General features: G+C 63.0%; 9 protein-coding genes. 6 read left to right on the top strand and 3 right to left on the bottom strand.

What is annotated here, in order from left to right:
- Window positions 1-14 precede the first annotated feature (14 nt).
- Genes ACYQ00_RS05600 through fliD form a run of 4 tightly spaced genes read left to right on the top strand, consistent with a single transcriptional unit; the run spans window position 15 to window position 6950 of the window.
- Window positions 15-1607 (top strand): flagellar hook protein FlgE, encoded by a 1593-nt coding sequence (locus ACYQ00_RS05600; RefSeq protein WP_460031180.1) that lies wholly within the window; start codon window positions 15-17, stop codon window positions 1605-1607.
- Between the two features lie 12 nt (window positions 1608-1619).
- Window positions 1620-3707: a flagellar hook-associated protein FlgK gene (gene flgK, locus ACYQ00_RS05595; RefSeq protein ID WP_460031179.1), complete on the top strand. Its 2088-nt coding sequence runs from the start codon at window positions 1620-1622 to the stop codon at window positions 3705-3707.
- 8 nt (window positions 3708-3715) lie between these two features.
- A complete protein-coding gene (gene flgL, locus ACYQ00_RS05590) occupies window positions 3716-5209 on the top strand; it encodes a flagellar hook-associated protein FlgL (protein ID WP_460031178.1) in 1494 nt (497 codons plus the stop codon).
- Window positions 5210-5222: 13 nt separating this feature from the next.
- A complete protein-coding gene (gene fliD / locus ACYQ00_RS05585; RefSeq protein WP_460031177.1) occupies window positions 5223-6950 on the top strand; it encodes a flagellar filament capping protein FliD in 1728 nt (575 codons plus the stop codon).
- A 175-nt stretch (window positions 6951-7125) separates the two neighbouring features.
- Here the strand turns inward: fliD and ACYQ00_RS05580 are convergent, their stop codons facing one another.
- Window positions 7126-8004 carry a flagellin N-terminal helical domain-containing protein gene (locus tag ACYQ00_RS05580; protein ID WP_460031176.1) on the bottom strand — a complete coding sequence of 293 codons (879 nt, stop codon included), beginning with the start codon at window positions 8002-8004 and terminating at the stop codon, window positions 7126-7128.
- A 146-nt stretch (window positions 8005-8150) separates the two neighbouring features.
- Window positions 8151-8816: an RNA polymerase sigma factor gene (locus tag ACYQ00_RS05575; RefSeq protein ID WP_460031175.1), complete on the bottom strand. Its 666-nt coding sequence runs from the start codon at window positions 8814-8816 to the stop codon at window positions 8151-8153.
- A 271-nt stretch (window positions 8817-9087) separates the two neighbouring features.
- Here ACYQ00_RS05575 and ACYQ00_RS05570 point away from each other — a divergent pair, with 271 nt between their 5' ends.
- Together ACYQ00_RS05570 and ACYQ00_RS05565 are read left to right on the top strand one after the other, a co-directional pair.
- Window positions 9088-9837, top strand: coding sequence for a response regulator transcription factor (locus ACYQ00_RS05570; RefSeq protein ID WP_460031174.1), 750 nt, complete (start codon window positions 9088-9090; stop codon window positions 9835-9837).
- Window positions 9834-11414, top strand: a complete 1581-nt coding sequence (locus ACYQ00_RS05565; RefSeq protein WP_460031173.1) for a sensor histidine kinase — start codon at window positions 9834-9836, stop codon at window positions 11412-11414. The genes ACYQ00_RS05570 and ACYQ00_RS05565 overlap by 4 nt, the downstream gene beginning before the upstream one ends.
- A 204-nt stretch (window positions 11415-11618) precedes the next feature.
- On the opposite strand, the gene ACYQ00_RS05560 is transcribed toward ACYQ00_RS05565, so the two are convergent.
- Window positions 11619-12368: an HpcH/HpaI aldolase family protein gene (locus ACYQ00_RS05560; RefSeq protein WP_460031172.1), complete on the bottom strand. Its 750-nt coding sequence runs from the start codon at window positions 12366-12368 to the stop codon at window positions 11619-11621.
- Window positions 12369-12434 lie beyond the last annotated feature (66 nt).

Here is a 12434-nt window from a genome sequence, read left to right as displayed (position 1 = left end):
ACCAGGAGCAGCACATGAGCACGCTTACCGGCGCCATGTATACCGGCATCACGGGCCTTTCCGTGCACGGGCAGGCCCTCTCCGTGGTGGGGGACAACCTGGCCAACTCCAACACCGTGGGTTTCAAGGCCTCCACCATTCAGTTCGAGGATCTGTTCTATTCCTCCCTGAACACAGCCAACGGGCCGGATCAGGTGGGGCACGGGGCCGTGGTCTCCACCATTTACAACGACTTCTCCCAGGGCTCCTTCGAAACCACAACGTCAGTCACGGACCTGGCCATCTCCGGCAACGGCTACTTCATCGTCGAAGATCCCATCAGCGGAGAAACATACTACACCCGCGCCGGCAACTTCACCTTTGATGATGACGGCTACCTCGTCACTGCCGCGGGCCTGCGCGTGCAGGGCTGGGCCGTGGACGCCGAGGCCACCACAAACACCAATGTGGAAATCGTCGGCGACCTCACGGACATTCAGATCGGCTCCGTGCAGTCCCCGCCGCAGGCCACCACCCTGGCCTCCCTGCTGGTGACCCTGGACAAGGAAAGCACCGACAAATCCACCAGCACCACAGACCCCTACTTCGCCCTGCTGCAGGAATGGGACGGCACCCAGGATCCGCCCATTGGCGAAAACAGCTATACCTATCAGACCACCATGACGGTGTATGACGAGGCCGGCACCGCCCATGAGCTGACCATCTACTTTGACCCCGTCGAGGACAACACCACCAGCAGTACCTCCGACGGTGGCCAGGTCTGGGAATACATCATCACCTGTGCCCCTGACGAGGACGGCCGCACCATCGACGGCCAGACCCTCTCCGAAACCACCAGCGCCGGCCTGCTCATGAGCGGCACCCTGAGCTTCGACTCCGCCGGCGAGCTCATCGGCATGACCGCCTTTACCCTCAACTCCTCCTCTTCCGGGGACTTGAAGGATCTGACCAACTGGACGCCCGCGGAAATCAATGACGACGGCTACCCCGTCTTTACCGCCAACTTCTCCGGTGCGGACGATGCCAACGTCACCACCGACACCGATGCCGTGAACATTGCCTTCAACTTCGGCATGCACGATTCCACGGCCACCACCTCCTGGGACACCACCATCACCGACGCCTCGTCCATCGGCACAGACAAGGACAACCTCTTCACCTTCACCAGCCCGGTTTACGATTCCAACACCACCACGGCCTACAGCACGGACAACGCCACCCTGAGCCAGAGCCAGAACGGCTACAAGGCCGGCTATCTTTCCTCCATCGAAATCGACTCCAACGGCGTGCTCGTGGGCACCTTCACCAACGGCCAGACCATGGAGCTGTACGCCATCGGTCTGGCGGACTTTACCAACTCCCAGGGGCTGGTGGCCCAGGGAGGCAACCTGTATGCCGCCAGCCGGGAATCCGGCGACCCGGCCATCGGCCTGGCCAATACCTCCACCATGGGCGCCATCGCCTCCAACACCCTGGAAATGTCCAATGTGGACTACTCCGGGGAGATGGTGGACCTCATCCGCTTCCAGCGTGGTTATCAGGCCAACTCCAAAGTCATCACCACCGTGGACTCCCTGCTGCAGGAAGCCATCAACCTCAAGCGGTAACCGGAGGCAGTCATGATCAATGCACTCCTGTACACCGGCACCAAGGCGATGATGAATGCCCTGGTGGGCATCTCCGTCACCGGGGAAAACATCGCCAACGTGGATACCGAAGGCTACTCCCGCCGCAGCGTCAGCTACGTCACCAGCAAGTCCATCACCATGAGCGGCGGGCTGACCCTGGGCACCGGCGCAGAGGTGGATGAAATCCGCCGCAACTACGATTCCCTGCTCGAATCCAGCTACATCCGGGCCAACTCTTCGGCAGCGTATTACGAAGCCCAGGCCTCCACCCTGTACAATGTGGAAACCTACTTCGGCGAAACAGACGACTACGGCGTCTCCACCGCCCTGGACACCTTCTGGGACAGCTTGACCGCCCTGCAGGAGGACGCCAACAACGCCGCCGTGCGCGAGGAACTGGTCAATTATTCCGAAACCCTCATCGACAGCATGGTCACCCTGGACAACGCCCTGCAAGACACCGTGGACACGCTGGAGTCCGAGGTGGAGCAGAGTGTGGACGAGGCCAACCAGCTGATGGAGCAGATTGCCGCGCTCAACGCCGGCATCGTCGCCAATCCCAACGACCTGGATCTGCAGGACCAGCGCGACGTGGCCGTGCGCGAGCTCTCCAGCCTCATGGACGTGAAGGTCATCGAGGACGGCAACCAGTACACCGTGCTCACCACCAGTGGGCAAACCCTGGTCCAGGACGATCACGCTTACAAAATCGCCTGGGAAGGCCCGCAGGTCACCACAGACCTGAGCACCGGCTCCACCTTCGATGGCAAGCTCTACTACACGGGCGACAGCGCCGAGGAACTGCTGGTCGAGTTCACTTCTTCCGGCCCGGCGGACGGTTCGGCCACGGCTGCCACCTTCCGCGTTTCCCTGGACGGCGGAGCCACCTGGGTTACGGATGAGGACGGCAATGTCATGGAGTTCACCGCTGGCGGCTATGACGACCGCGTGGAAGTGGCCGGCCTGGAGATCTACTTCGGCCAGGCCGACAACCCCTACGCCGCCGCCACCACGGATCTGGCGGAGGGCGACAGCTTCGATGTCATGCCCAAGTCCGGCCTGTATTGGTACAGCACCACCGGCGGCAAGGTGAACATCACACCCTTGGAAAGCTCAGCCAGCAACAACCGCCTCTCCGGCGGCTCCATGGCCGGGCTCATCACCACCAGGGACCAGAACCTCCTGGCGTATCAGGAAGAACTGGACGCCATTGCCCATGAACTCATCTGGGAGGTGAACTACCAGCACAGCCAGGGCGCGGGGCTGGAGCATTACTCCGCCACCACGGGCAGCTATGCCGTGGAAAACACCACCGAACCCCTGGGCGAAAGCTCCCTGCCCTATGCCGACCACATGCAGGCCGGCAGCCTGGCCTTCGCCTTTTACGATGAAGACACCGGCGAGGCCCTGGGCGTGCAGTCCCTGGATTTTTCCTCCATTGTCCCTCCCGGCACGGCCAACTTCGATCCCTCGGTCCATTCCCTGGAAGACGTGGCCACGGCCATCAACACTTCCTATGCCGGCCAGATGACTGCCACCATCCAGGATGGCCAGCTCAAGTTGACCGCCGAGGACGGCGTGGAATTCGAATTCGCCGGCGACAGCAGCGGCCTGTGCGCCGCCCTGGGGCTTAACACCTACTATGCCGGCCAGGACGTGGAATCCATGGCTGTGGACGCCCGCATTCTGGCGGATTCGGACCACATCAACGCCGCCATGGTGGACGCATCCGGCGAGGTCAGCTCCGGGGACAACTCCAACGCCCTGGCTCTGGCCGCCCTGGCGGAAAAAGACGTCAGCCTGGACAGCCTGTACAACAACACCTCCCAGACCCTCTCCGAGCACCTCCACGGCCTGGCCGGCAAGGCCGGCGCGGATACAGACGTCGCGGCCCGCAATTACACCCAGGCCTATACCCTGGCCGCGGACCTGGACGAACGCCAGCAGGAAGTGGCCGGCGTGAGCATGGACGAGGAACTGGCCAACCTGACCAGATACCAGCAGGCCTATGAGGCCGCCAGTCAGCTCATCACCACGGCCAACGAACTGTTCGACGTGGTCATGTCGCTCAAATCGTGAGGTGTGCCATGCGCGTGACCTTCAACATGATTTACAGCAATGCCATCACGAACATGAACAGCCGGCTGTCGGATGTCGCCCGGCTGAACGAGCAGACCGCCACCCAGAAAAAGCTCAATCGCCCTTCGGATGACCCCGCCGGCATGTCCCGAGCCTTGGACCTGCGCAGCACCATGAGCGAGCTGGAGCAGTACCAGGAAAACCTGGACACCGCCGAGGGCTGGCTGACCCAGGCCGACGATGAATTGCGCCTGGCCAGCGAGGTGGTCACCCGGCTCAAGGAGATCTGCACCCAGGGCTCCACCGGCACGTATACGGACGACCAGCGAGAGATGATGGCCGAGGAGGCCCGCCAGCTCATGGAGCAGCTGGTGGGCATTGCCAACAGCGAATACGCTGGCGATTCCATCTTCGCCGGCTCCAGGGTGGATGGCACGGCTTACGAAATGGGCCTGGCCGCCACCGTGGCTGATGGTGAGGGCGGTTCCCTGGAAATTGGGGCAGTGACCGGCAGCGCCAGTGACACCACGTATGTGGAGTTCATCGATTCCGGCACCGTGGGCACGGATGAACTGCACTACCGCTACACCACCGATGGCGGCGACACCTGGACCGAAGCCACCCTGGCCGCCGGCGAGACCACCCTGGACTGCGGCGGCGTTCGCGCTGAGATGGCTGCCGGCTCCACGGTCGTGGCCACGGACGAAGCCGGTTCGGCCGACGGTACCGCCGTCTGGCTGCGGCCCGCGGCCATCTACCAGGGCAACACCACGGACGAAGTGGCCGTGAGACACGCCGGTAATTCGCCTGTCTCGGCCACGGCGGAAGGGGATTTCTCCTCCAAGGTCGTGGTCCGCGTGGACAGCGACGGCACCCTCCCGGGCCCCCTGGAATACTCCTACAGCGCGGACGGCGGCGCCACCTGGAGCACCGGCCACACCACCACAGACGGCACGTTCACCGTGCCCGGCGGCCATGTGACCCTGGAGCCCGATGGCGGCTCCGACGTCTACAGCGGCGACCAGTTCACCATCCAGCCGGAAAACGGGGCCATCAACCTGGAAATCGGCCCCACCAGCACCGTGCAGATCAACAACATCGGCAAAGACATCTTTGGCGGGCTGTACACCCCCGCGGGCTCCGACGAGCTGGTGGCCGCCGAGCCTGAGGAGGAAAACCTGCTGGAAACCGTGGGCGCGATGATCGGTTACCTGGAAACCAACAATCAGGACGGGCTGGGCGAATGCCTGGAGCAGCTGGAACTGGCCCAGGAGCGGCTCACCGTGGCCCTGGGCGGTGTGGGCGGCCGCGAGTCCCGTGTGGAGTATTGCCGTGTCAGCATCGATACCCTGTACGCTGCCGCAGAGACCAACCTCTCCGGCATTGAGGATGCGGATACGGTCCAGCTGGCTGTGGATCTGGCCAAGGCCGAATATGCCTATGAGGCCGTACTTTCAAGCAGCAGCAGGATCATGCAGATGAGCCTGCTCGATTATCTGTAAGGAGGCAGGCGCCATGACGGAATATTGGTCCGGCTCCATCACTTTCACCGGGCTTGGCAGCGGCACGGACTTCGATTCGGTTATCGAAGCCACCATGGCCGTGGAAAGCTACCGTCTGAACCAGATGGAAGCCTGGGATGAGATGTGGAGCGCCAAGCTGGAACAGGTCCAGGCCATCAGCACTGCGCTGACGGAGTACCAGACCTTCCTGAGCTCCATTGATACGGAAAGCGAGTTTCTGGTCAAAACCGCCACCTCCTCGAACACGTCCGTGGTCTCCGCGTCCGCAGGCTCGGATGCCCTGGAAGGCTCCCACACCATTGAGGTGGGCCAGGTGGCCAAAAACGATGTCTGGACCACCACCACAGGCTGGACCAGCACCGACGACGTGGTCACCACCACCGACGCCACCTTTGCCATCCAATACGGCGACGAGACCATGGAAATTGATGTCCCGGCCGGCACCACGGTGGAGGGGTTCGTCTCCCTCATCAATAACAACACCAAAATGGGCAATTCCGTCCGGGCCAGTCTCATCAATGACGGAGACGAGATCCATCTGCAGCTGCGCGGCCTGGACCTGGGCGCGGACAACGCCGTGACCATCGTGGACCCGTCCGACAGCGCCAACGCCATCACTGGCTTGGCCGCCGCGGATTTTGAGCACACCCAGACCGCCCAGAACGCCAAAATCAAGGTGGACGGCTACCCCTCCACCGCCGGAAAGTGGATTGAACGCGATACCAACACCATCAGCGATGTGGTGGATGGCCTGAGCTTCACCCTGCTGGACGATTCGGACGGGGAGACCGTCACCATCTCCGTGGCCACGGATACCGAGGCTGTCATCGCCAATATCGAGAGTTTCATCACGCAGACCAATGCCATCCGCGACGCCATCCGGGCCCTGGATGAAACAGACACCGACACCTCGGTGAGCGTGACCGAGGATGACGACGACAGCTCCGGAACCGACTATGCCGTGCGCGGCAACTATGGCATGGACATCATCGAGCAGGCCCTGCAGGATATTCTGGCCTCCTCGGGCCTGGGCTTCGTTTCCAGCAACAAGACGGCCGAAGGGGATACATACACCCTGCTGGCCGCCATCGGCATCACCACGGATGTGGATGAAAACTCCACGTCGTTCGGCAATCTGGTCATTGATTACGACGAGTTGGAATCCGCCCTGGACGCCGACCCCGACGCCGTGGCCCGGCTTTTTTCTGCAGAGAACGACGGCGTTTCCTATGACGCCACCGTGGGCTTCAATTCCTCGGTGGCCGGCATCACCAAGCCTGGGGCGTATGATGTGGAGTACACGGTTTCCGGCGGCCAGATTGTCAGCGCCACCATCGGCGGGCAGGAAGCCAGTGTGGACGGCTGGGCGATCACCAGCGTTACCGGCGACGCCACCGGCCTGGCTGTGGACGCCAACATGCACGAGGACGGCACCTACACCGGCACCGTGTACATCCGCCAGGGCAAGATCAACCAGACCTTGGATCAGCTCTCGTCCTACACCACCGCCGACAACGGCACCCTGCAAATCATTGAGGACAGCTACCAGGAAATCATCGACAACAACCTGGAAGCCATCGAACGCGAAGAAGCCCGCCTGGAACGCAAAGAACAGTACCTCATCGAAAAATACGCCTCCCTGGAGGCGCTCCTGGGTGAGTACGAAGACATTAGCGAAGGCCTGGAAACCCAGCTGGACAGCCTGCCTTCGGTGTCGTGAGCGAGTCCTGCCCCATGGGCAAGACAGCAGAACGGGGCGCTCCGAGCAGATCGGGACGCCCCGTTCTAACATGGGCTGCAGATCCGGACAGTTGCTCTGGACTGCAGGGAGCCGCCAAAAAAACGCGCCCTCCCGGAGGAGGGCGCGTCTGCTGGCGTGTGGGGCGGGGGCTGGGCTAACCGCCGATGAGCTGCATGGCCATCTGCGGCAGGGAGTTGGCCTGGGAGAGCATGGCCACGGCGGACTGGGTGAGCACCTGCTGGCGGACGAACTCGGTCATTTCGAGGGAGACGTCCACGTCGGAGATGCGCGATTCCGCGGCCTGCAGGTTTTCGGCCTGGATTTCCAGGTTGCTGATGGTGTTTTCCAGCCGGTTTTGCAGGGCGCCGAGGTTGGCGCGGATGTTGTCCTTGGAGATGATGGCCGCGTTGATGCGGTCCAGGGCCAGCTGGGCCTGTTCCTGGGTGGAGACGGAGTCGCCGGCGGCCATGCCCACACCCAGGGCCGCGGCCGTGGCCGTGCCAATCTGGATGTAGTAGTAGTCCTCGGCCGAGTCGTTGGAGGTGCCGAAGTGGACCTTCAGCTTGCCGGTGGAGGTCAGGCCGCTGCCGTCGTGGGTGGAGCCGGAGAGGTTGCCGTTGAGCAGGTAGATGCCGTTAAAGTCCGTGGCGTTGGCAATACGCGTGATTTCCGAGGCCATGGCCTGATATTCGGAGTCGATGATCAGGCGCTGGTCGGAGTTGTAGGTGCCGGTGGCGGCCTGTTCGGCAAGTTCCTTCATCCGGATGAGCTTTTCGTCGATGACGCCCAGGGCGCCGTCGGCAGTCTGGATGAGGGAGATGCCGTCATTGGCGTTGCGCACCCCCTGGTTGAGGGACGTGATGTCTGCCCGCATGAGTTCGCGGATGGCCAGCCCGGCGGCGTCGTCGGAGGCGCTGTTGATGCGCAGGCCCGAGGACAGTCGTTCCGTGGACGTGGACAGGTTGCCATACGCGGTGTTCAGGTTGCGGGCGACATTGGCTGCCATAAGGTTGTGGTTGATGACGAGACTCATGACACTCCTCCTTGAATGTTGGCGGTAGTTCGCCTGTTTCAAGGCCTTCCTGCTGGCCTTCCCCCCCTCTTTCGAACGTTTCGGGAAGAACCCTGCATTTTCGTCCTTTGAAATAAATACCTATATTCCGGTGTGTTGCTGTAAATTTACATGGCTTTGCATCGTCTTTGCACTTCTTGGCGCGGCAATGTGGCAGAGGATGCGTCAGGATTATTGCCGTAGAAGTGCCAGCGCAGGCGGGTGAGGGCGCTGTTGCGCAGGCTGCGCACCGTCTGGGGGTGCACGTCCATGAGCGCGGCCACTTCCTGCGTGGTGGCGTCTTGTTCAAAGAGCAGGTGCAGCACGTATTGTTGGCGCGGAGAGAGCAGCCCACCGGGCAGGGTCAGGAGCCAGCCGGCGTCCTTGCGGTCCTCGCAGGGCTCCATGAGGGCTTCCATCTCTTCCACGCTCATCTGCACCACGGCCTGGCGGTTGCGCAGATGGTCCAGGGCCGCGCTGCGGGCCACCACGCACAGCCAGGTGGCAAAGGAGCCGCGGGTAGGGTCATAGGTGCGCAGGAGTTTGTATTCGCTGCGCACCAGGCGGAAGCAGATGTCCTGAAAGATGTCGTCCTGCTCGGCTTCCAGTTCGGGGCCGGCAAATTTTGCCGGGTGGTTGCGCAGGGTCCAGCGCACAGCCTTGCGAATCAGCGGCCCGTAGGCTCCCAGCAGCTGGGACCAGGCCCGCTCATCACCAGCCAGGCAGGCATGCAGATCCGGTGCGGAGGAAGAAGCATTCGAGCGCGCGGCGCGAAGGGATGAGGTCTTGGCCATGGTACCGCTCCTTGCTCACTGGGATGGCCCGCAGTGGGTATCTGTGTCTTTAAGGGGTTGGAACGAACTGCCGGGGGGCAGCTTCTTCCCATGGCCCTGCTGGTGCGTGAGCGGTGCCGGATTGTATTCAGCGCGCAGGAAGAATGCTTAAGCGCAGGGAAAATGTGCTTAACAAATCTTAGTGTTCACAGTTTGTTATTGGCGTTAACATTGCTTGCAGCATTCCTGTGGGAGGGGGACTGGCAATTACTGCAGCGTTGGGGAAGACCAAATGTACGGCATACTGCTCATCGATGATGACACGGAACTCTGCGCCATGGTGGAAGAATACTTCCATGGCGAGGGCATGTCCGCCACCTCCCGCCACACGGGCGAGGAGGGCATGCAGGCCATCCGCGACGAAACCTGGGACCTCATTCTGCTGGATGTGGGCCTGCCGGACAAAAGCGGCTTTGAGCTGCTGGCCGAGCTGCGCCACATCACGGCCACGCCACTGCTCATGCTCACTGGCCGCGGCGACACCGTGGACAAGGTGGTGGGCCTGGAAATGGGCGCGGATGACTACATGGCCAAGCCCTTCAATCCGCGGGAACTGCTGGCCAGGGCCCGGGCGCTTATCCGCCGCAGTCGCATGCGGCAAAACTTGCCGGCCCAGACGGAGAGCGACCATGTTGTGGGGGATGTGACCCTCAGCACCCGCGCCAGAACCGTGCAGGTGAGCGGCCATCCCGTGCAGCTGACCAATGTGGAGTTTCACATCCTGGAATTGTTGCTGGAATCTGCCGGCAATCTCGTCAGTCGCGAGCGCATTTCCTCCTATGCCCTGAACCGGGAGCTCTCGCCGTTTGACCGCAGTATCGACGTGCACATCAGCAACCTGCGCCGCAAGCTTGGCCCTTCGTCCAGGATGGAGACGCGCATCGCCACCATCCGCGGAGCCGGCTATATTTATGTGGATTGCGGCCCCGACCCGGCGGCCACCCCCCCATCATCCTGCGAACCGGCTGCGGAGGGACTATGATGCGCCTCTGGATGCTGCGACTTCTGGTGTTTCTGTTGCTGACCCTGGGCGGCAGCCTGGTCTCGGCCATCGTGGACCGTCATACCGGTCAGCGGACGCTTGAACTGGAAGACCGTTCCGCCCAGCGCAGCGCCGTGCTCGAAAGCGTGGGCCGGCTGCTTCTGGAATGGCGCGATGAGGAAGAACTCGCCCAGCTGGAAGACTACCTGAATGAACAGCGCAAACGCGGCCTGCTGTATGCATTGTTGGACAGCCAGGGAGAACTGCTGGCCGGGGATGCGCCCGGCCCGGAACTTGCCGCCGTGGCCATGACAGCCCTGCAGGCGAATGGGTACGCCTTTGACGACGCGGCCTCCGGCCTGCTTCCTCCGCCGCCCATGGCCCCGCCCGTGCTGGAATGTCTGGCCTTTCGCAGTCCGGAAGGCGAGTTGTACGCCCTGGCGCTGCACCGCACCGCGCCGCCGCTGTTCCTCGTGCGTCAGCCCAGGCATTTGACGTATATCGTCCTCGGTGCCCTGCTGGCCATGGCCCTGTATTATGCGCTCTGTCGCGTCACCCGGCTGTCCGGCCGGGCCTCGCAGGAGCTCAGTTCGGCCATGCGCCGTCTGGCCCAGGGTGATTTTGCCGCCCGGCTGGATCCGGCCTTTGCCACCCCGGAAACCCCCTATGCCGATCTGGCCAAGGATTTCAACCGTGCCGTGACCACCCTGGCCGACAAGCAGGCCGAGCAGCGCTACATGCTCACGGAACTGGCCCACAACATGAGCGCCTCCCTGACCCGCCTGGCCCTGGCTGTGGAACTGGCGGGCAATACCAGTCCCGAACGGGCCATGCAGCTCCTGGAACGCATCAAGGCCGACTCCGGCCAGCTCAGCGGCATTACCGAACAACTCATGGGCTGCGTGCGGGAGGAGTGGAACGAGTGCGAGAAAAAACCCCTGGCCCTGGGCCGGCTGCTCCAGCAGGTGACGCATGACGTCAACGCCCGCCTGGGCGCGGATGGCAAGCGCGTGGTCTTCGCCGCCACCGGTGATGGCGTGATCCTGGGCAATGAGGCCCAGCTGGCCAGCATGGTCCGCAATATCCTGAGCAACGCCCTGCGTCACACCCCGCCCTTTACCCAGGTGCTGATGCAGTTGACGGTGGAGCCCCCAGACGCCACGACCGCCTCCACCGCCCCGGCCGGGCAGGCTGCGGGCGGCGGCGAGGGCCGGCCCATGGGAAAACCCACGGCCAAATCCATGGCCAGGCTCATGGCCAGACTGGAAGTGGTGGATCAAGGCCCTGGCCTGCCGCCAGACATGCTGGAGCGCGTCTTTCGACCCTTCCAGCAAGGCGGTGGCTTGCGCGGGGAGGCCGGCCTGGGCCTGGCCATTGCCCGCCTGGTCTGCGAACGGCATGGCGGGCGGATCACCCTGCACAATCAGCCCGAAGGCGGTCTGGGCGCCGTGATGCTGCTGCCCCTGCAAGAGGAAACCCCCAGCCACAGCATGCGGCGCGGGCAGCCCCTGCTGCATGCTGCCGCCGAAGCGCGCGCTGCAAAACGAGAGGCGCGGCAGGCACGCCTCTCGTTCTGACTGGCGCCGCAGGCATGGAGGAACATGCGGCGCTGGATTCGGCGACCCCCCAGGACAACGGCAGGGTCAACGGCAGGGACGACGGCAGGAACGCCAGTGGGCACGACGGTGGGCAGCGGGGGTTGATGGAGCGTCCCCGAAGTCGTCCCCTGAAATCGTCTCTGGAAGTCGCCGATCCGCAAGCAACGGCCAGCAACGCCCTCCCTACACGGCAGCCCGGAAAGCCTTGTACTTCTCGCCCAGCACGGTGATGTCCACCGCATAGGCAATAAACCGGAACCCCTGGGAAATGCGCAGTTTGGCGTCGTCCACATCGCGCACGTACGTGCCGGTGATCATGCCGGCCTTGTTGCAGACATCCGCAAAGTAGGCGATGGCGTCCTTGACCACCGGATGGTCCAGCTGGCCGGGATAGCCCAGGGACACCGAGAGATCGAATGGTCCCAGGAAGATGCTGTCCAACCCCGGCACCTTGACGGCCTCGGGCAGGATGTCCAGGAAGGCCTTGGTCTCGCAATGCACAATGGTCATCAGATCGTCATTGGCCGAATTCAGATACCCAAAGAAGTTGGCGCCATAGCCCGTGGCCCGCACGCCGGCCACCCCGCGCACCCCGCGGGGCGGGTACTTGGTGTAGCTCACGGCCTGCTCCACCTCGGCCACGGTGTCGATCTGCGGAATTTCCACCCCGCAGGCGCCCTGGTCCAGCGCCCGCAGCACATAGGCCCGGTTCAGTTCCCGGGGGCGGATGATCAGCGGCAGGTTGTGAATGTCCCCGCTGCGCAGCATGGCCTCCACCAGCTCGTCGCTGAACCCGGCGTGCTCCAGATCGATGATGCCGAAATCCAGCCCGGAATAGGCCAGAATCTCAGGTACGCACGCAGCAGGCAGGTTGATAAAAGTGCCAAAGGCAGGCCCTTCGTGCAGCTTCTTTTTCAGGATGCTTCTGTCCATGATGACGAAAATCCCTTGGCTTAATGTTATCTAGTAACTGGATTATCCCCGGGCGAAAGGCGCACC

Source organism: Megalodesulfovibrio paquesii, from assembly GCF_054653055.1.
This window is presented reverse-complemented; position numbering and strand designations above follow the sequence as displayed.

Excerpts from the sequence above, each read along its gene's own strand:
- ACYQ00_RS05600 (WP_460031180.1), top strand. The coding sequence starts at position 15 with ATGAGCACGCTTACCGGCGCCATGTATACCGGCATCACGGGCCTTTCC.
- flgK (WP_460031179.1), top strand. The coding sequence starts at position 1,620 with ATGATCAATGCACTCCTGTACACCGGCACCAAGGCGATGATGAATGCC.
- flgL (WP_460031178.1), top strand. The coding sequence starts at position 3,716 with ATGCGCGTGACCTTCAACATGATTTACAGCAATGCCATCACGAACATG.
- fliD (WP_460031177.1), top strand. The coding sequence starts at position 5,223 with ATGACGGAATATTGGTCCGGCTCCATCACTTTCACCGGGCTTGGCAGC.
- ACYQ00_RS05580 (WP_460031176.1), bottom strand. The coding sequence starts at position 8,004 with ATGAGTCTCGTCATCAACCACAACCTTATGGCAGCCAATGTCGCCCGC.
- ACYQ00_RS05575 (WP_460031175.1), bottom strand. The coding sequence starts at position 8,816 with ATGGCCAAGACCTCATCCCTTCGCGCCGCGCGCTCGAATGCTTCTTCC.
- ACYQ00_RS05570 (WP_460031174.1), top strand. The coding sequence starts at position 9,088 with ATGTACGGCATACTGCTCATCGATGATGACACGGAACTCTGCGCCATG.
- ACYQ00_RS05565 (WP_460031173.1), top strand. The coding sequence starts at position 9,834 with ATGATGCGCCTCTGGATGCTGCGACTTCTGGTGTTTCTGTTGCTGACC.
- ACYQ00_RS05560 (WP_460031172.1), bottom strand. The coding sequence starts at position 12,368 with ATGGACAGAAGCATCCTGAAAAAGAAGCTGCACGAAGGGCCTGCCTTT.